Origin of the sequence: Streptomyces sp. NPDC001678 (assembly GCF_042892945.1) — a bacterium.
Lineage (GTDB): Bacteria > Actinomycetota > Actinomycetes > Streptomycetales > Streptomycetaceae > Streptomyces.
Map to the genome: position 1 here is coordinate 627449 of NZ_JBIAUP010000002.1, position 22923 is coordinate 650371.

At 70.0% G+C, this 22923-nt stretch carries 19 protein-coding genes; 5 read left to right on the plus strand and 14 right to left on the minus strand.

Annotated features, from left to right (window positions below; translation table 11 throughout):
• Positions 1 to 18 precede the first annotated feature (18 nt).
• From ACFYZR_RS06495 to ACFYZR_RS06520, 6 genes are all read right to left on the minus strand, one after another.
• Positions 19 to 1431 (minus strand): DUF6177 family protein, encoded by a 1413-nt coding sequence (locus tag ACFYZR_RS06495; RefSeq protein ID WP_391905842.1) that lies wholly within the window; start codon positions 1429 to 1431, stop codon positions 19 to 21.
• Positions 1432 to 1446: 15 nt separating this feature from the next.
• Entirely contained in the window at positions 1447 to 1890 is a 444-nt protein-coding gene (locus tag ACFYZR_RS06500) for an SUKH-3 domain-containing protein (protein ID WP_391906061.1), read from the minus strand.
• A 55-nt stretch (positions 1891 to 1945) separates the two neighbouring features.
• Positions 1946 to 2800, minus strand: coding sequence for an immunity 49 family protein (locus tag ACFYZR_RS06505; protein ID WP_391905845.1), 855 nt, complete (start codon positions 2798 to 2800; stop codon positions 1946 to 1948).
• Between the two features lie 16 nt (positions 2801 to 2816).
• On the minus strand, positions 2817 to 5303 hold the full coding sequence (locus tag ACFYZR_RS06510; RefSeq protein ID WP_391905848.1) for a hypothetical protein: 2487 nt from the start codon (positions 5301 to 5303) through the stop codon (positions 2817 to 2819).
• 200 nt (positions 5304 to 5503) lie between these two features.
• Positions 5504 to 5899, minus strand: a complete 396-nt coding sequence (locus ACFYZR_RS06515; RefSeq protein ID WP_391905851.1) for a DUF6507 family protein — start codon at positions 5897 to 5899, stop codon at positions 5504 to 5506.
• A 121-nt stretch (positions 5900 to 6020) separates the two neighbouring features.
• Positions 6021 to 6896, minus strand: a complete 876-nt coding sequence (locus ACFYZR_RS06520) for an SDR family oxidoreductase (protein ID WP_391905853.1) — start codon at positions 6894 to 6896, stop codon at positions 6021 to 6023.
• Positions 6897 to 7102: 206 nt separating this feature from the next.
• Here ACFYZR_RS06520 and ACFYZR_RS06525 point away from each other — a divergent pair, with 206 nt between their 5' ends.
• The 5 genes from ACFYZR_RS06525 to ACFYZR_RS06545 all read left to right on the plus strand — a co-directional run bounded on the left by ACFYZR_RS06525 (position 7103) and on the right by ACFYZR_RS06545 (position 12770).
• On the plus strand, positions 7103 to 8740 hold the full coding sequence (locus tag ACFYZR_RS06525) for an ABC transporter substrate-binding protein (protein ID WP_391905856.1): 1638 nt from the start codon (positions 7103 to 7105) through the stop codon (positions 8738 to 8740).
• A gap of 42 nt (positions 8741 to 8782) precedes the next feature.
• Positions 8783 to 9706, plus strand: coding sequence for an ABC transporter permease (locus tag ACFYZR_RS06530; protein WP_391905859.1), 924 nt, complete (start codon positions 8783 to 8785; stop codon positions 9704 to 9706).
• 106 nt (positions 9707 to 9812) lie between these two features.
• Positions 9813 to 10727 carry an ABC transporter permease gene (locus ACFYZR_RS06535; RefSeq protein WP_391906064.1) on the plus strand — a complete coding sequence of 305 codons (915 nt, stop codon included), beginning with the start codon at positions 9813 to 9815 and terminating at the stop codon, positions 10725 to 10727.
• A gap of 11 nt (positions 10728 to 10738) precedes the next feature.
• Positions 10739 to 11734 carry an ABC transporter ATP-binding protein gene (locus ACFYZR_RS06540; protein ID WP_391905862.1) on the plus strand — a complete coding sequence of 332 codons (996 nt, stop codon included), beginning with the start codon at positions 10739 to 10741 and terminating at the stop codon, positions 11732 to 11734.
• 10 nt (positions 11735 to 11744) lie between these two features.
• On the plus strand, positions 11745 to 12770 hold the full coding sequence (locus ACFYZR_RS06545) for an ABC transporter ATP-binding protein (protein ID WP_391905865.1): 1026 nt from the start codon (positions 11745 to 11747) through the stop codon (positions 12768 to 12770).
• A gap of 93 nt (positions 12771 to 12863) precedes the next feature.
• Here the strand turns inward: ACFYZR_RS06545 and ACFYZR_RS06550 are convergent, their stop codons facing one another.
• The 8 genes from ACFYZR_RS06550 to ACFYZR_RS06585 form a co-directional block, all read right to left on the minus strand.
• Positions 12864 to 14195 carry a cytochrome P450 gene (locus tag ACFYZR_RS06550; protein WP_391905868.1) on the minus strand — a complete coding sequence of 444 codons (1332 nt, stop codon included), beginning with the start codon at positions 14193 to 14195 and terminating at the stop codon, positions 12864 to 12866.
• A gap of 131 nt (positions 14196 to 14326) precedes the next feature.
• Complete coding sequence (locus tag ACFYZR_RS06555) at positions 14327 to 14515, minus strand: cittilin family RiPP precursor (protein ID WP_391905871.1); 189 nt, start codon at positions 14513 to 14515, stop codon at positions 14327 to 14329.
• A gap of 19 nt (positions 14516 to 14534) precedes the next feature.
• Positions 14535 to 15566 (minus strand): ABC transporter ATP-binding protein, encoded by a 1032-nt coding sequence (locus ACFYZR_RS06560; protein ID WP_391905874.1) that lies wholly within the window; start codon positions 15564 to 15566, stop codon positions 14535 to 14537.
• A gap of 14 nt (positions 15567 to 15580) precedes the next feature.
• On the minus strand, positions 15581 to 16678 hold the full coding sequence (locus tag ACFYZR_RS06565) for an ABC transporter ATP-binding protein (RefSeq protein WP_391905877.1): 1098 nt from the start codon (positions 16676 to 16678) through the stop codon (positions 15581 to 15583).
• Positions 16675 to 17652, minus strand: a complete 978-nt coding sequence (locus tag ACFYZR_RS06570; RefSeq protein ID WP_391905879.1) for an ABC transporter permease — start codon at positions 17650 to 17652, stop codon at positions 16675 to 16677. The genes ACFYZR_RS06565 and ACFYZR_RS06570 overlap by 4 nt, the downstream gene beginning before the upstream one ends.
• 4 nt (positions 17653 to 17656) lie before the next feature.
• Complete coding sequence (locus tag ACFYZR_RS06575) at positions 17657 to 19465, minus strand: ABC transporter substrate-binding protein (RefSeq protein WP_391905882.1); 1809 nt, start codon at positions 19463 to 19465, stop codon at positions 17657 to 17659.
• A 72-nt stretch (positions 19466 to 19537) separates the two neighbouring features.
• Positions 19538 to 20560: an ABC transporter permease gene (locus ACFYZR_RS06580; protein WP_391905884.1), complete on the minus strand. Its 1023-nt coding sequence runs from the start codon at positions 20558 to 20560 to the stop codon at positions 19538 to 19540.
• Between the two features lie 221 nt (positions 20561 to 20781).
• Complete coding sequence (locus tag ACFYZR_RS06585) at positions 20782 to 22905, minus strand: alpha/beta fold hydrolase (protein ID WP_391905887.1); 2124 nt, start codon at positions 22903 to 22905, stop codon at positions 20782 to 20784.
• Positions 22906 to 22923: the final 18 nt, after the last annotated feature.

Below are 22923 nucleotides of genomic sequence, written 5' to 3' on the forward strand. Positions count from 1 at the left end.
TCACCCTAACCATCGGTCCTAACCATCGGCGTGGGCGGCCTTGAGGTGGGCGGACAGCCGCTGGAGCACCGTCCACGCCCGGGCGTCGGTGCCGTCGCCGAGCGGGTAGTGGACGGCGGGCCCGAGGCGCACGGGGGTGAGGTCGAGGGGCGGGCGGAGCGCGTGGTCGAGGCCGGTCCGGTGGACGTCGGCGGCGCCCAGCGTGAAGGAGACGGGGATCGGCGGGGCCTCGAAGCGCGGCGGGACGGTGAGGTCGCGGCGGCCCCGGCGCAGGGAGACGAGGAGCGATACGAGGCCGTGCCCGTGCCCGTGCTCGCCGGCGAGCGTACGGGCGAGGGGCTCGACGGCGTCGAGGGGCGGGGTCTCGTCCCGGCCGTAGCCGAGGGTGAGCGTGACGTCCTCGGCGACACCGCCCTCGGTGCGGCTGACGCGGAGCCCGGCGAGCGCGGGACGGCCGGGGTGGCCGACGGCGAGGAGGTGGGTGGGCTCGGGGGAGCGCTCGCGCGCGAGGGCGGTCAACTGCTCCGTCGACCAGGGGAGATTGACGGGCTCGGCGGTGCCCCAGCCTGCGGGAGCCGCGCCGGTGAGCGCGGTCCAGGCGGTGCGGAGGGCGCTGCCGAGGACGAGTTCGTCGGTGACGTGCTCGTGCAGGACGCGGAAGGAGACGATCAGCTGTTGGTCGGTGGCGGGAGCGGCGTCTGTGAAGGCCGTGGCCACCGGGGTCTTGCTGTCGTCCGTCCGGGCCGGGGTGAACGTCCCATCTTGCCAGCGGAGTTCAGCACCGGAGAGCCCGTCGTAGTAGCGATTTCCGCTGTCCTGCACGACCCAGCGGTTGGGCGCACCGGCGAGGGCGGTACGGAGGGGGAGGGTGAGGCGTACATGGGGCGGCGTGACGATCTGGAGGGCGAGCCCGGCGGCGCCGACCGTCCGCAGGATCTCGGACATCCACGCGTTGAGGGGGACGACGGGCCGGTCGGCGAGGACGACGGCGGTGGAGTCGGTGAGCACGTCGACGGCGAGCCCGGCCTCGGTGGTGACACTGTTCGGCGAGGAGGGCACGGGTACGACGTCGAGCGACGCGGCCTCGGCGGGCCACACCGCCCCGCCGAGCAGCATCCTCAGCCGCCCCGCCACGGACCCGGCGAGCGGTGTGGCCTCGGGCAACGCGGTCGAGGCCCGCACCTCGGTCCACCAATAGGGGACGCGCGGCGCCCCCACCCCGTCCCCGAGCAGCCGCTCGGCTTCCCCGGGCACATGCACGAGCAACGGCGCCTCAACGGACACCAGCGGCCGCCCGTCCGCCGCCCGCAACTGCACGACGGCCCCGCCATTCACCCCGGCCGCCTCGACCTCGGGCCCACCCGCGTAGAGCCCGGCCACGACGGCCCAGGAGTCGGGCATCTTGGGGGTGAGGGCTATGACGTCTTTCATGTGGCTTCCCGGTCGTCAGGTAGGTACGTAGAAGTCTTCGGCGTCCGGGCGGGTCCAGCCGCTCAAGGCCATGGCAAACGCTTCGTACTCGTTCTCGCCCAGGAAGTAGAAGCCTGTGTGATGCGAGTAGAAGAAGCGCCCGGTCTCATCGATGAGCCAGATCCCGCACTCGTAGGTCTCGAAGGCGCCAGGGAACAGTTTTCGGCCGATGTTCTGCGCGAGTTCGACGAAGTTCCCGGCGTCTCCGTCGTAGCCGCCTGTCGGGTCGAGGACCAACTTGACCTCGGGGGAACTCCGGGGGAACGGCAGCTCGAGGTCACCGTACGAGCGGATGAAGCGTACCGCCGTGCCCGACGGCTTGAGGGTTTCTCCCTGACGCGCGGCATCTCGGACCCTCATTCGTGTCAGCTCGTTCGCGAGCGGACCGATGTCCCGGCCGGGGAACCAACCGCCCTCGATGAGTCAACTTTCTACTTCCGTGGTGTGAGTGTTCAGCACCGGCGTAGCCACTCCGTCAGGTCGGGAACTCTCCGAGCCATGCCCCTTCCAGGAGCGCCTTCGGCAGATACTCGGACTGCACCTCGATCGGGTATCCGGAATCGAACGCCAGGCATGCGATGGCCAGCGGGCCGAGGGCGACGAGGCCGTCGCTGCGCATGGCCCGGTCCTCGTCGGCTGTCCAGAACTCCTTGTGCCACGTCAACGCGTCGGACAACGCGACGTTGAACTGGGCGTGGTCCTGACGGATGAAGCGGTGGAGGAGTTCGAGCGGCGGGTAGAGGATTTTGAGCATCATCTCGGGGGTGGCGATGCGGGCCGCCTCCGGTTTGGTGCCCTCGACCGCTTCGACCAGCTTTTCGCCCAGGCCGGGGCGGTTCAGCCAGAAGGCCTGGAGGGTCTCCACCCACGCGTAGATGTATTCGTCGTAGATGGCTCCGGACTCCCGGAGGAGGGAGACCGGGACACTGCAGAGCTCGGTCATGCGGTCTTGCTCACGGCAGATGATCGCAAGGTAGAAAGCGCTGAGCCAATTGCCGGCGTCTGCGTAGGGCTGGGGCCCGGTGGCGGGGATGCCCCGGTCCTTGTCTGAGATACGGCACCGGACCGTTCCCTCCGCCGTCCGGGCGGAGGCGAACATTGCCGATCCGACCTGCATGGCTGTCACCCACGCCTCCCACGTCGGGAGCTCTCCCGAGAGTGGGTCCAGGGCACACCGCGACTTGGCCACCGTCAGGGTGATGCCGAGCGCCCGCTCGAACACCTGGGGGTTCTCCTCCAGGTCCTCGACGGCCCTGCCGGCACTACGGGTGATCACCTCCACGCCGCGGGCCGCGTTCTCCGTCGGGAAGTTGTGACGGGGAATGGTCACCACTGGGCCCTCTCCTCTACCTGATGTCGAAGTGCGTGAGCTCATAGCCAGCATACTGGCCGAGATTATTTTCGGCTTGGACCTTTACGTAATCCACTTTCCCTGCATCCAGGGCTTCCCTGATCTTTTCTGCCAACTCGGCGTCCCTCGGCACCTGTGCGGCGCGGTCCTCCATGTCGGCGAGGATGGTGAGCAAGTAATCGCGGGTCCCTTGCTTCACCAGCTTCGTGCGAAGGGTCGCGGAGCCGTTCCCCTCGCGTGTGCCCAGTCTTCCGTCCGGAGCCTTCGCCTCGACCACGACGTAGTGGCCGTCCGGTCGTTCCCATACCTGGTCGAACGCACGGCTGCCGTTCGGGGGCTTGTAGAGGTCCTCGATCTTTGCGGCATCCGGGAAGTTTTCCGGCATGGCGTGAAACTCGGCCACGTCCTCGCCGAACTTCTCACTTATTTTGCTGTTGTTGGCGCGATCGACGCCGAAGGCCTCGCGTGCGTCCTTGACGGCCTGCTCCGTCACCGGCGACGGGTTCTTCTTGTACTCGCGCTCTGCCGTGAAGAGCTCCAACGAGGCCTTGCGGTCGGCTGCAGAAGCGTCGAGTGCTTTGAGATGGTCCCCGCTCACCCCGTCCCGGGCCCCCACGACATGATAGGGGGAGAATCGATTCTTCTCATTGGCTGCCGCCGGGCGATCGTTGGCGTCGATCCATTTTCCGGGGTTACTTGGATCCTTCTTCAGCTGTGGAAGCGGATATCCGTTGTCGGCATCTGCCTTGTAGATGGAGTGGCGTCGGCCATCGTCATAGTAATGGTCATCGAACCATGTCGAATTCTTGTCGTTCGCCTTTCCGATCTGCTCGCGGATGATGTCCTTCTTCTCCGTCTCGGTCAGATCGTCCCAAGGGCGATGGCCGCCCGATCCGGGGTTCGCGTGTTGCCCGGAAGGGCCGTGACTGCTCGAGCCGGCACCCGTACCGGTGCCGCCAGGGTGCTGTTGGACGGGGACCACGCCGGATGGGCCGGGCTCTCCGGCGTGGCCGGGCCCGGACGCGTGTCCGGCATCGGACCCGCCCGGGGTGCCGTGGCCGGATGACGATGCGGAGTGTTCGCCGGTGTGGGTGGTTGCCCCTGTGCGGTTTGCCGCTCCACCGGTCTCATGTCCAGCCGCGCCACCCGGTGCATGCCCGTCGCCCGGTACGTGTTGGGAGGCCTGGCCCGGCGTGTGCCCGCCCGCGGGTATGTGCCCGCCGCCGCGCGCCGCTGGCGCCGTCGCGTCGCCGCCCGCGTGGACGCTCGCCGCGACCGGGACCTTTTCGCGCTCCGAAACCGTGGAGTGCTGCGGCTGCTTCTGCCGCTCGGCGGCTGCCTTCGCGGCGCGTTCGTCCGCCGAGAGTTCCTTCGTCGCGGCCTGGAGTTCCTTGCCCTCCGCGTCGAAGAAGCGGCTGCTGCCCTTTTCGAGGTAGACGACCTTGTTGCCGTCGGCGAGGAACGGGACCGCGGTCTCCGGCAGGTTCGGCGGGCGTTTCGGGAGGGCCGCGCCCTCCCCCGGGAGCTTGAACGTTTCTTCCGCGAGGTGGACCGTCGAGCCCACCCGGAGGTTCTTCAGGCCTGACATCAGGTCGCCCACCTTGACGAAGGTGAACTTGCCCGCCTTGCCCACATATGTGATCGGATCGACGATCCGGCCCGCCTTGCCGAGCACCGATACGGTCTTCGCGACAGCGCCGCCCTTTGCCGCCGCGCCCGAACCGCCCGTGAAAACCGTGGTGAGAACGTTGAAGGTCACCCCGCCCGCCGCGCGGGCCGGGTTCTTGCCCCACTGGTCGTAGGCGACGAGGGCCTTGCCCGTCTCCTTCATCGCCGTGCGCGAGTCGCGCAGCCAGCTGGGGAGTTTGTCCTCGGGGGCCATCCAGTAGGCCGCCCCCAGCGGGGAGGCGGTGATGGCGATGCCCGTGGCGAGTTTGGCGAGGCCCGTCCAGGCCTGGCCGGCCTTGTCCCAGCCGTCGGTGCCGACGAGGGTGCCCAGGCCCGTGATGGTGCCCCAGACGCCGTCGACGATGAAGCCGTCCCAGACGAAGCTCTTGATCTGGTGGCCCAGCCAGGCGATGCCCGTGTACTCGCGCTCCGCCATCGAGCCCCACGGCGTCGACTCGGCGTGGTCGAGGTCGCTCGCCTTGTAGCCGTACATGTTCGGCTTGTGGGAGCCGTCGTCGACGGTGAGCTTGTCCCCGCCGACCAGGGCGACGATCTTGTCGTGGCAGGAGCGTTCGGCGTCGGTGAAGGCCGCGACCGTGGCGTTGACGCTGCGCCACAGGCTGTTGTTGTGGTCGACCTTCTTCTTGTCCCGGCGCCAGTGGTCGTCGCCCTCGACGCTCGCGACGAAGGCGACGGCCTCGTCCTTGAGGTCGCCGAGCTTCTTGGCCAGCGGGCGTATCTCGCTCGCGTAGGTGCTCAGCGCGCCGGAGACCTTTTCGAGGTCGCTCGCGAACGCGCCGGCCTTCGTCGCCACCGGTGCCGTCGTCGCGAAGAGCTTCTCCGCCTCCGGCGCCTTGTAACAGGCCTGGAGGCCCTGGAACGTGGAGTGGACGGACGCGCCCGAGTCGCGGAAGAGCTTGGCGTCCGAGGCCATGGTCTTGGCATCGGACACCAGCGTGTCGACGTTGCCCGTGAACTGGGGTATGCCCGAGGGGACGATGAGCTCCTCGTCGCTCACTTCTTCTCACCGTCCTTGCCCCCGCCGCCCTGCCCGGGCATGTCTATCTCGGGCTGTTTAAGGGCGTCGCTCTGGGTGGTCGCGGCCATCTCCAGGTCGCCCTCGACGTAGTGACGGGTGGCCTCGGACGCGCCGTTCAGCGAGGCGGCCGTGCGCTTGGCGATGTACTGCAGGTCGCCCGACCACTTTTTGGCGAACTCGCTCAGCGCCCCCGCGACGGGACCGCTCGGCACCGGGCCGCAGACCATGCCGCTGATCGTGCCCGCCGCCGTCGCGGCGCTCGGCAGCGTCTTCTGCACGTTCTGGCCCGCCTTCGACAGGCCCTCCGCCGCCGTCGCCGTCCGTTGGAGCACCCCGCCCACTTCCGCCGGACGAATGTCCCACGCTGTCACCGAATCCCCCGATCCCCGGTCCCCGTCACATGTGCGATTGCTTCATATGGCACCTTGCCACAACCGACTGACACACCTGTTTTTCAGTACACGCGTGTGACGGTTGACCTCTGCCGCTCCCTCAGCCCCGCGCGTCCTCCGCGTCCGTCGAGTACGCCACGCTCCGCTGCGCCTCCAGGTCGGCCAGCCGCTGCGACAGCGCCGTCCTCCCCATCTCGTACGCGTCGCTGCCGAGGACGAGGCGGGTGGGGGCGGGGTCCTGGTCGGCGCTGTCGATGACGGCGCGGGCCAGTCTGGCCGGGTCGCCGATGGGGTCGATCGCGGTTCCGGCGAGCATGCTGCGGCGGAACTCGCCGAGGTCGGTGTCCTCGTACGCCTCCAGGGGAGCCGCCCGGTCGAGGCCCCGGTCGACGAAGGCGGTGCGGATCGCGCCCGGCTCGACGATCGTGGTCTGGATGCCGAAGGGGGCGACCTCCTGGCGCAGTGATTCGAAGAACCCTTCGATGCCCCATTTGGTGGCGTGGTACAGGCTCAGCAGCGGGAAGGCGATCTGGCCGCCGATGCTGGAGATCTGGACGATCCGGCCCCCGCCCTGCTCCCGCAGGTGGGGCAGGGCCGCCCGGGCCACCTGGATCGAGCCGGTGAGATTGGTGGCGAGCTGCCGGGCGATCTGCTCGTCCGTCAGCTCCTCGGCCGCGCCGAAGAGCCCGTAGCCCGCGTTGTTCACCACGACGTCGACGCGGCCGAACGCCGCGAACGCCTCGTCGACGACCCGCCGGACGGCCGGCGTGTCGGTGACGTCCAGGGAGAGGACCAGCAGCCGGTCGCCGTGCTCCGCCGCGAGGTCGTCCAGGGTCTCGGTCCGCCGTGCCGTGGCGGCGACGCGGCAGCCCCGGACGAGCAGCAGCTCGGTCAGCTGGCGGCCGATGCCCGAGGAGGTGCCGGTGATGAACCAGGTCTTGTGGGGGTGGGGGTGGGGGTGGGCGGTGGGGGGCATCCGGGGCCTCTCGTGCGGTGGAGCCCCCCTTCCGGCCCTTCATCCTTGCCCCGCCCCGGTGGCGGTCCTCACTCCCGCATATGGGCGGTTTCTATGACAAGCCGTGTTATGAGTGCCGATTTATAACGCCTCATGAGGTGATATGTGGCCTGGCAGCACGCCCGGCCCCGGCCCCGGCTCCGGCCCGTCCGACCAAGGAGGCATCCATGCGGCTACGCGGTCGAGGCACGCGCGTCAGGGCCGCGGCCGGGCTCGCCTGCTGCGCGGCCGTCGCCCTGCTGGCCGGCGGCTGTGGCAGCGGCGGGGGCGGCACCGCCGTGGGGGCGGTACGGGCCTCGTGGGGGGATCCGCAGGGGCCGCTGGAGCCCGCCAACACCAATGAGGTGCAGGGCGGCAAGGTACTCGACATGATCTTCCGGGGGCTGAAGCGGTACGACCCCAGGACCGGCGCCGCCGTCGACATGGTCGCCGAGAAGATCGTCAGCCCCGACCAGCGGCACTTCACCGTCACCCTCAAGGACGGCTGGACCTTCAGCGACGGCGAGAAGGTCACCGCGAGGTCCTTCGTCGACGCCTGGAACTACGCCGCCCTCGTCGACAACAAACAGAAGAACGCCTCCTTCTTCCAGGACGTCGAGGGTTACGAGAAGGTCCACCCCGCCAACGGGTCCCCCACCGCCCGTACCCTCTCCGGCCTCGCCGTCAAGGACGAGCGGACCTTCACCGTCGCCCTGCGCACCACGTTCTCCACCTGGCCCGACACCCTCGGCTACACCGCCTACGCGCCGCTGCCCAGGGCCTTCTTCGACCAGCACGAGAAGTGGCTGAAGAAGCCCATCGGCAACGGGCCGTACCTCATCGACTCGTACACCAAGGGCTCCCAGATGAGGCTCACCCGCTGGGACGGCTACGCGGGGCCCGACAAGGCCCGCAACAGTGGAGTGGAGCTACGGGTCTACACCGACAACAACACCGCCTACACCGACCTCCAGGCCGGCAACATCGACCTCGTCGACGACATCCCCAGCGCCCAGCTGAAGAACGTCGCGAAGGACCTCGGCGACCGCTACATCAACCAGCCCGCCGGCATCATCCAGACCCTCGTCTTCCCCATGTACGACGCCGCCTGGAACAAGCCCGGCATGGAGAAGGTCCGCCAGGGCCTGTCCATGGCCATCGACCGCAAGCAGATCACCGAGCAGATCTACCGCAGGACCCGCACCCCCGCCACCGACTGGACCTCACCCGTCCTCGGTGCCAAGGGCGGCTACCGGGAAGGGCTGTGCGGCGACGCCTGCGGCTACGACCCCACCCGGGCCAGGAAGCTCATCGAGGAGGGCGGCGGGCTCCCCGGCGGCCGGGTCACCATCACCTCGAACGTCGACACCGGCTCCCACCGGCTGTGGATGGACGCCGTCTGCAACAGCATCAACAACGCCCTGGGCAAGGACCAGGCCTGCACCGTCAACCCCGTCGGCACCTTCGCCGACTTCCGCAACCAGATCACCGACCACCGGATGACCGGCATGTTCCGCTCCGGCTGGCAGATGGACTACCCGCTCGTCCAGAACTTCCTCCAGCCGCTCTACTACACCGACGCCTCCTCCAACTACGGGAAGTTCAGCGACCCGGGCTTCGACAAGCTCGTCGACGAGGCCAACGCCGAATCCGACACGGCCAAGGCCGTCGCGAAGTTCCAGCAGGCGGAGAGGATCCTCGCCGCTCAGATGCCCGCCATCCCGCTCTGGTACCAGAACGGCAGCGCCGGCTACTCCACCGACATCACCGACGTCGAGCTCAACCCCTTCAGCGTGCCCGTCTACGAGCGGATCACCGTCAAATAGCCGCCCAAGTAGCCGCCTCGGCCGAACGAATCGGGAGTCCTGATGGGACGGTATGTGATCCGGCGGCTGCTCCAGATGATCCCCGTGTTCATCGGCAGCACGTTCCTGATCTTCCTCATGGTGTACGCCCTCGGCGACCCCATCGCCGCGCTCTTCGGCGACAAGGCGCCCGACCCCGCGACCGCCGCGCGCATCCGCCAGGAGCTCTACCTCGACAAGCCCCTCTGGCTCCAATACGCCCACTACATGGGGCAGATCCTCACCGGCGACTTCGGCACCGCCTTCAACGGCCAGGAGGTCCTGGAGCTGATGGCCGACGCCTTCCCCGTGACCGTACGCCTCACGATCGTCGCCATCCTCTTCGAGATCGTCATCGGCGTCACCCTGGGCCTTCTCAGCGGACTGCGCCGCGGCCGCTCCCTGGACACCACCGTGCTGCTGCTCACCCTGATCGTGGTCTCCGTGCCGACCTTCGTCAGCGGCTATGTGCTCCAGTACCTCATCGGCGTCAAATGGGCGGTGGTCTCCCCGTCCGTATCGCCCGAGGCGCCCTTCGACGAACTCCTCCTGCCGGGCGTCGTGCTCGCCCTCACCTCGCTCGCCTACGTCACCCGCCTCACCCGCACCTCCATCGCCGAGAACTCCCGCGCCGACTACCTCCGCACCGCCGTCGCCAAGGGCCTGCCCCGGCACCGCGTCATCACCCGGCACCTGCTGCGCAACTCCCTCATCCCCGTCGTCACCTTCATCGGCACCGACATCGGCGCCCTGATGGGCGGCGCCATCGTCACCGAGCGGATCTTCAACATCCACGGCGTCGGATTCCAGCTCTACCAGGGCATCCTCCGGCAGAACTCGCCGACCGTCGTCGGCTTCGTGACCATCCTCGTCATCGTCTTCCTCATGGCGAACCTGCTCGTCGACCTCCTCTACGCCGTGCTCGACCCGAGGATCCGCTATGCCTGACACCCCACCGCCGCCGTCGCCCGGGCCACCTCCGGGACTCCCGGAGCCCCCGTACGCCGACCCCTCCGACCCCAACGCCACCATCACACCCGGGGACGGCGGCGCCATGACCCTGGCCACCAGCGACGCGGCGAGTCTCGAGAACGGCCCCGTCCCCGGCGGCACCGGCAGCGGCAAGGCCCGCAGCCTCTGGTCCGACGCCTGGCACGACCTGCGCCGCAACCCCGTCTTCCTCGTCTCCGCGCTCGTCATCGCCTTCCTCGTCCTCATCGCGATCTGGCCGGGCGCCGTCGCCGGCGGCAACCCGCTCAGCTGCGACCTCGCCAGGGCCCAGGACGGCCCCGCACCCGGCCACCCCTTCGGCTTCGACACCCAGGGCTGCGACGTCTACACCCGTACGGTGCACGGCGCGCGGGCCTCCATCACCGTCGGCGTCTGCGCCACCGCCGGGGCCGCGCTGCTCGGCAGCGTCCTCGGCGGGCTCGCCGGGTTCTACGGCGGCTGGTGGGACGCGCTGCTCTCCCGGCTCGCCGACATCTTCTTCGGCATCCCGATCATCCTCGGCGGACTCGTCTTCCTCTCCGTCGTCCCCAGCGGCTCCGTCTGGCCGGTCGTCGGCTTCATCGTGCTGCTGGGCTGGCCGCAGATCTCCCGGATCGCCCGCGGCGCGGTCGTCGGCGCCAAACAGCACGACTACGTCCAGGCCGCGCGCGCCCTCGGCGCCGGCAACGCCCGCCTGCTGCTCCGCCACATCGCGCCCAACGCCGTCGCGCCCGTCATCGTCGTCGCGACCATCGCGCTGGGCACCTACATCGCGCTGGAGGCGACCTTGTCCTTCGTCGGAGTCGGCCTCCGGCCGCCCACCGTCTCCTGGGGGATCGACATCTCCAACGCCTCGATCCAGATCCGCAACGCCCCGCACATGCTGCTGTGGCCGGCGGGGGCGCTGAGCATCACGGTGCTCGCGTTCATCATGCTCGGCGACGCGGTGCGCGACGCCCTCGACCCCAAGCTGCGCTGAGGAAGGGCGACATGACGAACACCCTGCTCGACGTACGCGACCTGCGCGTGGAGTTCCGCACCCGGGACGGGGTGGCCAAGGCCGTCAACGGCGTCAGCTACTCCGTCGACGCCGGCGAGACCCTCGCGGTGCTCGGCGAGTCCGGCTCCGGCAAGTCCGTGACCGCCCAGGCCGTCATGGGCATCCTCGACTCGCCGCCCGGCCGGGTCACCGGCGGCGAGGTCCTCTTCCGCGGCCGCGACCTGCTCACCATGGGCGAGGAGCACCGCCGCCGGATCCGCGGCGCCAAACTGGCCATGATCTTCCAGGACGCCCTCTCCGCGCTGAACCCCGTGATGACCGTCGGCGCCCAGCTCGGCGAGATGTACGAGGTCCACGAGGGCATGACCCGCAAGGACGCCCGCGCCCGGGCCGTCCGGCTGATGGACCGGGTCCGCATCCCGGCGGCGAAGGAACGCGCCGGGGACTACCCCCATCAGTTCTCGGGCGGTATGCGTCAGCGCATCATGATCGCGATGGCGCTGGCCCTGGAGCCGGACCTGATCATCGCCGACGAGCCGACGACCGCGCTGGACGTGACCGTCCAGGCCCAGGTGATGGACCTGCTGGCGGAGTTGCAGGGCGAGTACAACATGGGGCTCATCCTCATCACCCATGACCTGGGTGTCGTCGCCGACGTCGCCGACCGGATCGCGGTGATGTACGCGGGCCGGATCGTCGAGACCGCCCCGGTGCGCGAGCTCTACGCCGCGCCCGCCCACCCGTACACCAAGGGCCTGCTGGACTCCATCCCCCGCCTGGACCAGAAGGGCCGGGAGCTCTACGCGATCAAGGGCATGCCGCCCAGCCTCACCGCCATCCCGCCCGGCTGCCCCTTCAACCCGCGCTGCCCCCTGGCCCAGGACATCTGCCGCACCGACCGGCCACCGCTGTTCGACGTGGCCCCGGGGCGCGGCAGCGCCTGCCACTTCTGGAAGGAGACCCTCGGTGAGTCCGGTAAAGGCTGAGGGAGGGGCTGTGGGTGAGGCGATCCTTGAGGTGCGGGACCTGGTCAAGCACTATCCGCTGCACCGGGGCATCCTCTTCAAGAAACAGGTCGGCGCCGTCCACGCCGTGGACGACCTCTCCTTCGACCTGCGGCGCGGCGAGACGCTCGGCATCGTGGGGGAGTCCGGCTGCGGCAAGTCCACCGTCGCCAAGCTCCTCGTCCACCTGGAACGGCCGACCGCCGGGCGGATCCTCTACAAGGGCGACGACATCACCCGGCTGTCGGGGCGGGCGCTCAAGGCCGTCCGCCGCAACATCCAGATGGTCTTCCAGGACCCGTACACCTCGCTCAACCCCCGGATGACGGTCGGCGACATCGTCGGGGAGCCCTTCGAGATCCACCCCGAGGCCGCGCCCAAGGGCAGCCGGCGGGCGCGGGTCCGGGAGCTGCTGGAGGTCGTCGGCCTCAACCCCGAGCACATCAACCGCTATCCGCACCAGTTCAGCGGGGGACAGCGGCAGCGCATCGGCATCGCGCGGGGGCTGGCGCTGCGGCCCGAGGTGATCGTGGCCGACGAGCCGGTCTCGGCGCTGGACGTCTCGGTGCAGGCGCAGGTGGTCAATCTGCTGGCGCGGCTCCAGGAGGAGTTCAAGCTGTCGTACGTCTTCATCGCCCACGACCTGTCGGTGGTGCGGCACATCTCCGACCGGGTCGCGGTGATGTACCTCGGGCGCTTCGCGGAGGTGGGCACGGACCGGGAGATCTACGACCACCCCACGCATCCGTATACGCAGGCGCTGCTCTCCGCTGTTCCGGTGCCGGATCCGCTGGCGCGGGAGCGGCGCGAACGGATCCTGCTGGCCGGGGACATCCCGTCCCCGGCGGACCCGCCGTCCGGCTGCCGCTTCCGTACGCGGTGCTGGAAGGCGCGGGAGAAGTGCGCGGAGGTGGTACCGGGGCTGGAGGTGCCGGAGTGGTTCCGGGGCGGGGGGCCGGTGGCGCATGCGTCGGCTTGTCACTTCGCGGAGGAGCGTCATGTCGTGCCGGGGGAGTGAGGAGGCCCCGGTCCCGCCCTTTCACCGTTTCCCGGGGGCTCCGCCCCCGGACCCCCGGTCCTCAAACGCCGGCCGGGCTGAAATCAGCCCGGCCTACCACTCCCTCGGGACGACTTCGACCCCTACCGGCTGCAAGGCCAAGGCCGGCCTCGGCCGGATCCGCTCCGGCCGGACGAGCTCCAGCCGGAAGCGGCGCCAGATGTCCGCGACGATGTGCACCGTCTCCGTCGTCGCGACCGCCGCGCCGACGCAGACGCGCGGCCCGAGGCCGAAGGGGAAGTACGAACCGCGGGGCACCGACGGGCCCTTGCCCGTCCAGCGCCCGGGGCGGAACTCCTCGGCGTCCTCCCAGTGGCGGGGGTCGCGGTGGGCGACCCACTGGCTGACGGTCACCGTCGTCCCGGCGGGGATCAGGTGGCCGCTGAACTCCATGTCCTCGGTGGCGTCCCGGCTGGTCAGCCAGACCGGCGGGTAGAGCCGAAGGGACTCGCGGACCACCGCGTTGGTGTACGGCAGCGCCTCCATGCGGGCGAGCCCGGCCGGGGTGGTGGTGAACGCTGCCTCGGCCTCCGCCCGTACCCGTTCGGCGATCTCGGGGTGGCGGGCGAGGAGGACGCTCGTCCAGACGACGGCGTCGTTCGTCGTCTCGAACCCGGCCATGATCAGGGTGGCGAGCTCGTCGCGGAGCTCGTCCGGGGTCGGGGTCGGGTCCCCGTGGACGAGGGCGTGGAGGACGGGTGCCCGGTCGGGGTCGGCGGCCGCGGGGGAGGCGGCCAGGGCGCGCAGGGTGCGGTCGACGCGGGCCATCGAGCGCCGGATGCGCAGCTTGCGCGGGGTGGGCACCCATTCGGGCAGCAGCACGGGGGAGGTGGACAGGTCCATGATGGGGGCGACCAGCCGGGCGATCCCGTCGGTGTCCTCCTCGCCGAACTCGTCACCGAACATCAGCGACGTCACCAGCCGCAGTGTCAGCACGGAGACGTCGGCCTGGAGGTCACGAGGGGTGCCGGGGCGCCAGCCGGCGAGCATGCGCTCGCCCTGGTCGGCGACGATCTCCGCCGCCTTGGTGGAGAGCTTGCGGCCGAAGGCGGGCTGCATCCGGTGCCGTTTGGCCTGCCAGGTGGCGCCGTCGCTGTTCATGGTCGACAGCGGGAAGCCCTGACGGCGCGAGCCGCGCCGGGTGTCCGCGCCGGCCTTGGAGAACTTCGCGTTCCGGTCGACCAGCATCCGCTCGACGTCGCCCGGATCGGTCAGCAGCACATTGCTGGCGCCGAGCCGCACCACGTCCCCGTAGGTGCGGGAGCACTCGGTCAGGAAGCCGAGCGGGTCCGTGCTGAACGCGTGGAGATTTCCCAGGTACTTGTCCCCGCCCGGGCCCGGGATGCCGGCGCCGGTGCCGGCGCCGGAGGAAGCGGCGGTGGTCATGGACGCCTCGCAGGTCGGTCGGTGGACGGAAGGCCGGTGGACGGAAGGCCGGTGGACGGAAGCTCGGTGGACGGAAGGCCGGTGGCCGCGACATCGCTGCCGCGGCCACCGGGTGAGGTCACCGTGCCGGCTCAGTAGTACGAGTACGGCAGGGTGAGGCGGTCCTTACGGGTGAGCCGGGCGAAAAGAGCCCCGGTGAGGATGATTTTGCGCATGGCGTGCACCTCCTTCTCGAGCTCGTCGATTTCCTGAAGGGACAGCGCATGGATCGGTGGGGTGGTGTTCCGCTTGCTGCGCGCCGGTTTCGCGCGCCCCTTCACGGTAACCCGGAGCCTTTCATTACGGGCCGGGCCGGAACTCGGGAAAGTGACACGCGGTCAGATGCCCCTCCCCGTCGCCCTCGGCCGGCACCAGTGGAGGCACCTCCTCCGCGCACTTCTCCCGCGCCTTCCAGCAGCGTGTACGGAAGCGGCAGCCGGACGGCGGCCGGATCGGGGAGGGGACGTCCCCGGTCAGCCGGATCCTCTCCCGGGCCGGTCCGTCGGCGGTGTCCGACGCCTCCGGCACCGCCGACAGCAGCGCGTGGGTGTACGGGTGGCGGGGGCGCCGGTAGATGTCGTCCCGGTCGCCGGATTCCACGATCCTGCCGAGGTACATCACCGCAACGCGCTGGGAGAAGTGCCGTACGACGGCCAGGTCGTGGGCGATGAACAGGAACGCGATGCCCAGCTCACGCCGGAGCCGGGCCAGCAGATTGACCACCTGGGCCTGGATGGAGACGTCCAGGGCCGACACCGGCTCGTCCGCGACGATCACCTTGGGCTCCAGCGCCAGCGCGCGGGCCACGCCGATGCGCTGCCGCTGGCCGCCGGAGAACTCGTGCGGGAAGCGGTTGTAGTGCTCGGGGCTGAGGCCGACGACCTCCAGCAGCTCGCGCACCCGGGCCTCGCGGCCGCCCGGGGGAGCGATGCCGTTGATCTCCATGGGCCCGGAGATGATCTTGCCGACGGTCTGCCGGGGGTTCAGCGAGGAGTAGGGATCCTGGAAGATCATCTGGATCTCGGAGCGGATCGGGGCCAGCCGTCCGCGGTCGGCGTGGGTGATGTCCTCGCCCCGGTAGTGGATCCGGCCGGCCGTCGGCTCCAGCAGCCGGGTCAGCAGCCGGCCCGTCGTGGACTTGCCGCAGCCGGACTCGCCGACGAGGCCGAAGCTCTCCCCGGCCCGTATGGCCAGATCGATCCCGTCCACCGCCTGGACGGCGCCGACCCTCCGTTTCACCGGGAAGCCGCCCATGATCGGGAAGTGTTTGGTCAGGCCCTCGGCGACGAGCAGCGGCCGCTGCTCGCCCTGCGGGGGAATGCTGTGGGTCATGGTGGAGGCGCTCCTCAGCCCAGTCGGGGCCTGATCTGCTCGGTGAAGACGGTGTGCCGTTGACCGGCCGTGAGGTGGCAGGCCGCCCCGCGGCCCGCCGGCGCCTCCGGGCGTTCCGTTTGGCACCGGTCGCCCCCGACGAGGGAGGTGTACGCGCACCGCGGCTGGAACGGGCAGCCGGGCGGCGGCGCCAGCAGGCTCGGCGGGGTGCCGGGAATGGGGGTGAGCGGCGCCTCCACGTCCGAGGTGAGGCGTGGCATCGAGCCCAGCAGGCCCCAGGTGTAGGGGTGGTGGGGCTCGCGCAGCACCTCGCGGACCGGGCCGCGCTCGACGACCCGGCCCGCGTACATCACCAGCAGGTCGTCGACGGTGTTGGCGACGACGCCCAGGTCGTGGGTGATCAGGACGATCGACGAACCGGACTGCCGCTGGAGGTCCCCCAGCAGATCGAGGATCTGCGCCTGGACGGTGACGTCGAGGGCCGTGGTCGGCTCGTCGGCGATCAGCAGCTCGGGGTCGCAGACCAGGGCCATGGCGATCATCGCGCGTTGCCGCATCCCGCCGGAGAACTGGTGGGGGTAGTCGTCCACGCGCAGCGCGGGGTTGGGGATGCCGACCTTCTCCAGCATCTCGGTCGCGCGCAGCCGCGCGTCGCGGCGGGAGGCGCCGGTGTGCTTGCGGAAGGGCTCGGCGATCTGCCGGCCGACGGTGTAGTAGGGGGAGAGGGCGGTCAGCGAGTCCTGGAAGATCATCGCGACCTTGTCGCCGCGGAGCTTCTCCAGGACGGACTCGGGGGCGGCCGTCAACTCCTGGCCGTCGAGGAGGATCCCGCCCTCGATCGCGGTGCTGCGCGGCTCGTGGAGCCCCAGCACGGCGAGCCCGGTGACGGACTTGCCGGAGCCGGACTCGCCGACGATGCCGAGGGTGCGGCCGCGGTGGAGGTCGAGAGAGAGGTCGTCCACGGCGTGGACGGTGCCGTCCTCCGTATGGAAGCGGACGCGGAGGTTCTTGATGGCGAGGAACGGGCGGTCGGCGGTGGGGGTGCCGGTGGCCGGACGGTCGGTGATCACGTGTCGTTCTCCAGGTCGGGGCCCGGGCTCGCCCTCGGTCATGCCAGCCGTACCCTCGGGTCGATGAACGCGTACGCCGCGTCGACGACGATGTTGGCGACGACGATCGCCGTGCAGCCGACGAGCATCACGGCCATCAGCGTCGGCAGGTCCGTCTCGCTGACGGAGGAGACCGCGAGCCGCCCCAGGCCGTGGAGGCTGAAGGTGAACTCCGTGATGATCGCCCCGCCGAACAGCGAGCCCAGGTCGATGCCGAAGATGGTGACGATCGGTGCCATCGCCCCGCGCCACGCGTAGCGGAAGAAGACCGTGCGTCTGCCGAGGCCCTTGGCGCGCGCGGTGCGCACATGGTCCTCGGCGAGCTGCTCGATCATCTGGGAGCGGGTCATCCGGCTGTAGTTGGCGATGAAGATGATGGAGAGCACCAGCCAGGGGATGATCATGCCCGTGAACCACTTCACCGGGTTCTCGGTGATCGGGTAGTAGGCGGGGTTGTCCATCCAGTGGAGCCCGCTGACCAGCACGGCCAGCGCGATGACGCCCACGAAGTAGATCTGCAGGGCGTTGCCGAGGAGGGACAGGGAGCTGACGGCCTTGTCGATCCAGGTGCCCCGGAAGGCGGCGGCGAGCATGCCGATGCCCACGCCGACGGTCAGGAAGACGGCCGCGCCGCCGATGGTGATGGAGAGCGTGGTGGGGAAGCGGTCGACGATCGTGCCCCAGACCGGCTGCTGGTTGGAGAAGGAGTAGCCGAAGCAGGGGGCCGGGCAGTGGCCGACGGTGAGGTCGCGGCCGGCGAAGATGCCCACCATGTAGTGCCAGTACTGGACGGGCACGGGCTGGTCGAGGCCGAGGTTCTTGTTGATCACCGCGAGGGAGTCGGCGGTGCAGTTCTTGCCGCAGGACATCAGGGCGGGCTCGGAGGGCAGCGCGAAGAAGAGGAAGAACGTGATCGCGCTGATCAGCAGGATGATGACGATCGCGCCGAGGGTTCGGCGGGCGAGGAATCTCAGCACGAGCTCACCGCTTCACGAACACGGCCGTCGGGTCGACCGTCCCGTACACCGGGTGGTACTTGATCCCGCCGAGGTTCGAACCCCACAGCGAGAACTGGTTGTTGTAGAAGGTCGGCACGCCCGGGACGTCCTCTGTGAGGATCTTGTCGGCGAGCTTCTGCCACGCGGGGGCCGCCTGCTTCACATCGGGCAGGGCGCTGATGCGGTCGACCTCCGCGTTCACCTTGGCGTCGTCGAGGTGGCCGTAGTTCTGGGAGCCGTCGGCGATCTGGCGGCCGTCGAAGAGCGGCGGGACGACGGTCGAGGAGACCGGCCAGTCCGCGCCCCAGGAGGTGCGGTAGAGGTCGAAGTCGTTCTTCACCTTCGCGATCTCGGTGCGCCAGATGTTGGAGTCGATCTCCTTGCGCTGCACCTTGAAGCCCGCCCGCTCCAGGGCCTGGACGACCACGACCTGGACCTTCTGCTGGACGTCGGTGTTGGCGTAGGCGTAGACGACCTCCTGGCCGAGCTTTCCGGCCTCCTTCAGCAGCTCCTTGGCCTTCTCGGGGTCGCCGGCGGGCTTGGCCTTCTTCCCGAAGGGGTCGGTCGGCCGGTAGCCGTCCATGGCGGGGGAGAGGAAGTTGGTGGCGATCACCCCGGCGGTCGCCCCGCCGTTCTGCTGGAGGATCTGCCCGTTGGGCATGGCGTAGGCGAGGGCCTTGCGGACCCTTACGTCCTTGAGGCGGCTGGTGTTGAAGCTGATGTAGTCGACGTACGGCTGGATCTCCAGCAGCCGGCGGCTCTTGGTGTCGGCCTGGGCGAGGACCTTCTCCGTCATCTCCGGGGCGACGGCGTTGCTGAACGACATGGTGTTCTTGTCGGCGCCCTGGTCGGCCAGGAAACGCCGGGTCGAGTCGGCGTACTGGTGGCCGAAGCTGATCTCGAACCTGTCCGCGTACTGGTGGCGGATGGGGTCGCTCTTGGCGTCCCAGTGCTCGTTGCGCACGAGCGTGAGGGATTTGCCGACCTTGTAGTCGCCGACCTTGTACGGGCCGGAGGAGAAGGGTGCGTTGTCGTACTTCTGCTGGGTGTCCTTCTCGGCCTTGACCGGGCCGATGTTGGGCATGGCGGTGGCGAAGGGGGTGTCGGCGTGCGGCGAGCGGAAGTGGAAGACCACCGTCTTGTCGTCGGGGGTGTCCAGGACGGACGCCGGCAGGTGCTGTCCCTTGTAGGGGCCGTCGGGCAGCGCCTTGCGGAAATCGTTGCCGTCGCCGGAGAGCCACTGGGGGATGTAGAGGGGGCCGTCCGTCTCGAAGGAGGCGTAGAGCCGCTCGACGCCCCAGCGGATGTCCTTGGCGGTGATCGGCGAGCCGTCCTCGAACTTCAGCCCGTCCTTGAGGGTGAACTTCCAGGTGCGGCCGCCGTCCGAGGGCGTGCCCGCGTCGGTGGCGAGGTCGCCGACGACCTTGACCCGGCCCTTGTCGTCCGTCTTGTAGGAGGTCAGGGTGCGGTTGTAGAGCATCTGGTCGGTGAGGACGTCGGCGTAGTAGATCTGGCCCGGGTCCAGGTGGTTGAAGGCGTCGCGCTGGAGGACGCCGACCGTGCCGCCCTTCCTGGCGCCCTGGACCTCGGGGGCCGGGCCGGTGGAGTCGGCCTTGGTGCCGATGGAGTAGTTGGCGGACCTGGTCTTGTCCTCGCCCGGCCCCTGGCTCTTGTCACCGTCCCCGCCGCCACCGCCTCCGCTGCTGCACGCGGAGAGCACCACGGCGCCCGCCGCCACGGCGACGGCCGAGAGCCGGACTCTGCCCTTATAGGACCTTGGCCTACGAGTCATGGATCGCTGCACCTGCCTGTTCGCCGGACGGATCGTGACATGTCATGGCAGTGACGCGTGGCCGGTGGGCCGTCAGCGTCTGGTCCGGGGGTCGAAGGCGTCCCGGACGGAGTCCCCGAGCAGATTGAAGGCGACCACGAAGACGATCATCGCGAGCCCGGGGAAGAAGATATAGGTGATGTCGCTTTCGTAGTACTTGGCGCCATTGGCGAACATCCGGCCCCAGTCGGGCGTGGGCTCCAGGATCCCCACGCCGATGAAGGACAGCCCCGCCTCGATCGTCACGGTCGTGGGCAGCATCAGCGTCGCCTGCACCAGGATCGGCGTCCAGAGGTTGGGCAGCAGCTCCTTGGTGATGATCCGCCAGGGCGAGGCGCCGGTGACCTTCGCCGCCTCGATGAACTCCCGCTCCCGCAGGCTGAGCACCTGCCCGCGCAGCAGCCGCGCGAGCCCCATCCAGCCCAGCACCCACAGCACCAGGATCAGGGTGATCACCCGCAGATAGGTGGGGGTCTCCTTGCCGGGGCTGACGAAGAGGGAGTAGACGACGGGCGTGAAGGCGACGAACGACAGCTGGGCCGGGAAGGCCAGCAGCAGGTCGATGAAGCGGCCCAGGAAGTAGTCGGTCCGGCCGCCCACGTACCCGGCGGTCACCCCGACCAGGATGCCGGTGAGCACGCACAGCACGGTGGCCGCGGCGGCGATCAGCAGCGAGGTGCGGATGCCGTAGACGAGCTGGGTGAGCACATCGCGGCCCAGGGTCGGCTCGATGCCGAACCAGAACTCCCCGGAGATGCCGCCGTTGGGCCGGACCGGATAGCCGTACTGATTGAGCAGCCCGGTCTCGTTGAGCCCGTACGTCGTCGTGGGGTCCTTGCCGTAGAGCAGGGAGATCAGCGGGGCCGCCAGCGCGACCACGAAGAAGAACAGCACGATCCAGGCAGAGACGACGCCGGTGCGGTCGCGTCTGAAGCGCCGCCACATCAGCTGTCCGGGCGAGCGGCCCACGAGCCCGGCCGCCCCCGCGACGGCGGCCCCGGCGGGCGGGGAGGCCGGGGAGGGCGCCTCGGAAGGGCTCTGGGAAGGACTCGTCATCGCGCACATCCCCCGCAACTCTCGTCACCACGGCCACTCGTGGCAATCACCAACACGGGTGAGCTGAGCGGACTTTCGCAATGTGCGAGCGGTGCAGTCAAGGGGGCCGGTGCGGGGGATGCGGTCTTCTCCCGCTTTTTGGGCGAAGGTTGTGCGGATCGAGGTGGCGGCGTGCTTGACAGCAGGTCAAGCACGCCGCGCCCGGTGTCACCCCAAGAGGGTCAGGCGATCTTCAACGATCGCTTGAGGAAGTCCACTTGGAGCAGCAGCAGATTCTCCGCCACCTGCTCCTGCGGGGTCATGTGCGTCACGCCCGACAGCGGCAGCACCTCGTGCGGACGGCCCGCCGCCAGCAGTGCCGAGGAGAGCCGCAGGGTGTGCGCGGCGACCACATTGTCGTCCGCGAGACCGTGGACGATCATCAGCGGACGGGTTTGTTCCGCCGGCGACGACAGACCGTCGTCGGTGACGAGGGAGTTCCGCGCGTACACCTCGGGCCGCTCCTCGGGCAGGCCCAGATAGCGCTCGGTGTAGTGGGTGTCGTACAGCCGCCAGTCGGTGACCGGCGCGCCCGCCACGGCGGCGTGGAAGACGTCGGGGCGGCGCAGCACCGCGAGGGCCGCCAGATAGCCGCCGTACGACCAGCCGCGGATGCCCACCCGGCCGAGGTCCAGCGGGAACTCCTCCGCCAGCGCCTCCAGCGCCTCCACCTGGTCGTCCAGGGTGGCGCCCGCGAAGTCCTCGTGGACGGCCTTCTCCCAGGCCGGCGAGGTGTGCGGGGTGCCCCGGCCGTCCGCGACGACGACCGCGAAGCCCTGGTCGGCGAACCACTGCGAGGTCAGATGGGCGTTGTGCGTGGCGGCGACGCGCAGCCCGTGCGGCCCGCCGTAGGGGTCCATGAGCACCGGCAGCGGGCCGTCGCCCTCCCGGTAACCGCTCGGCAGCAGCACGGCGGTGGGGATCCGGCGGGCGCCCGCCCGGACGAAGCGGGGCCGGGCCGCCAGCACCGGCGTCTCGGCGTGGGAGACCACGGAGGAGATCTGCTTGCCGTCGCGCAGCACCCGGACCTCCGTCCCGGGCCGCTCCGGGTCCGCCGACGCCAGGACGGTCACCGCGCCCGTACGGACCGCCGAGTGCCGGCCCCGGCCCTCCGAGACGCGCTCCACGCCCCGCTCGCCCACCCGGTACACATGGGCCTCGCCCACCTCCGGATCGGAGGCTCCCGCTCCGGCGGAGGCGGAGAACAGGATGTCGTCCTCCCCGATGTCCAGCACCGCCAGGACGTGGAGATCCGGCCCCGTCAACGCCCGGTCGCCGGCCGTCAGGACCCGGGCCCCGCTCTCGTCGCCGATCCGCAGCAGCTCCCCGGAGGGCGTCCACGCGGGCACACCATCGAAAAGTTCAAGCCACTTCGGATCCTCGTCCGTGCGCAGGACCCGCGTGGACCCGGAGGCCGTGTCGACGGCCAGATACGCCTGGGTCCGCTGGTCACGGGCCTGGACGAGGAGCAGCGGCGGCCCGTCGGCCGACCAGTGCGCCCGCGCGAGATAGGGGAAGCGCTCGCGGTCCCACTCGATGTCCGTCCGGGTGCCGTCCAGGCCCACCAGACAGAGCGACACCTCCGCGTTGGGGGTGCCGGCCGCCGGGTAGGCGACCTCGGCGGGCGCCGCCTCCGGGTGGGCCGGGTCGGCGATCCACCAGCGGCGCACGGGCGCGTCGTCCACGCGGGCGACCAGCAGGGCGTCGCCGTCCGGCGACCACCAGAAGCCGCGCGAACGGTCCATCTCCTCGGCCGCGATGAACTCCGCCAGCCCCCAGGAGACGGTCTCCCCGTCCGGCCCGGCCAGGACCGTGGCGCGGTCGTCGCCGTCGGCCTCCACCACCTGAAGGGAGTTGTGCGCGACGAACGCCACGTGCCGCCCGTCGGGGGACGGCCGGGGGTCGCTCACCGGGCCCGGGACGTACAGTTCACGGGCCGTGCCGCCGCGCAGCTCGGCCACGAACAGCCGTCCGGAGAGCGCGAACGCGGCCAGCTCCACCGCGGCGTCCACCGCGTACGACACCACGCCCGCCGCCCCTTCGCGGCTGCGCTCGCGACGCGCCCGCTCCTCGGCGGACAACTCCTCGTCCGCGCCTTCCAGCAGCGCGAACGGATCGGCGGCCGGATACTCCCGGCCCTCCTCCAGATCCAGCACCCACAGGACGTTCGCCCGGTCGGTGCCCGCGCGGGAGCGCAGGAAGACGACGCGCGAGCCGTCCGGGGAGACGCTGAAGGAACGGGGCGCGCCCAGGGTGAAGCGCTGAGTACGGGCGTGCTGACGGGGGAACGAGAGCTGTCCGGTCATGCGGGGGAGCCTACGGCC

Excerpts from the sequence above, each read along its gene's own strand:
- ACFYZR_RS06535 (WP_391906064.1), top strand. The coding sequence starts at position 9,813 with ATGACCCTGGCCACCAGCGACGCGGCGAGTCTCGAGAACGGCCCCGTC.
- ACFYZR_RS06525 (WP_391905856.1), top strand. The coding sequence starts at position 7,103 with ATGCGGCTACGCGGTCGAGGCACGCGCGTCAGGGCCGCGGCCGGGCTC.
- ACFYZR_RS06565 (WP_391905877.1), bottom strand. The coding sequence starts at position 16,678 with ATGACCGAGGGCGAGCCCGGGCCCCGACCTGGAGAACGACACGTGATC.
- ACFYZR_RS06560 (WP_391905874.1), bottom strand. The coding sequence starts at position 15,566 with ATGACCCACAGCATTCCCCCGCAGGGCGAGCAGCGGCCGCTGCTCGTC.
- ACFYZR_RS06540 (WP_391905862.1), top strand. The coding sequence starts at position 10,739 with ATGACGAACACCCTGCTCGACGTACGCGACCTGCGCGTGGAGTTCCGC.
- ACFYZR_RS06585 (WP_391905887.1), bottom strand. The coding sequence starts at position 22,905 with ATGACCGGACAGCTCTCGTTCCCCCGTCAGCACGCCCGTACTCAGCGC.
- ACFYZR_RS06520 (WP_391905853.1), bottom strand. The coding sequence starts at position 6,896 with ATGCCCCCCACCGCCCACCCCCACCCCCACCCCCACAAGACCTGGTTC.
- ACFYZR_RS06495 (WP_391905842.1), bottom strand. The coding sequence starts at position 1,431 with ATGAAAGACGTCATAGCCCTCACCCCCAAGATGCCCGACTCCTGGGCC.
- ACFYZR_RS06530 (WP_391905859.1), top strand. The coding sequence starts at position 8,783 with ATGGGACGGTATGTGATCCGGCGGCTGCTCCAGATGATCCCCGTGTTC.
- ACFYZR_RS06550 (WP_391905868.1), bottom strand. The coding sequence starts at position 14,195 with ATGACCACCGCCGCTTCCTCCGGCGCCGGCACCGGCGCCGGCATCCCG.
- ACFYZR_RS06580 (WP_391905884.1), bottom strand. The coding sequence starts at position 20,560 with ATGACGAGTCCTTCCCAGAGCCCTTCCGAGGCGCCCTCCCCGGCCTCC.
- ACFYZR_RS06575 (WP_391905882.1), bottom strand. The coding sequence starts at position 19,465 with ATGACTCGTAGGCCAAGGTCCTATAAGGGCAGAGTCCGGCTCTCGGCC.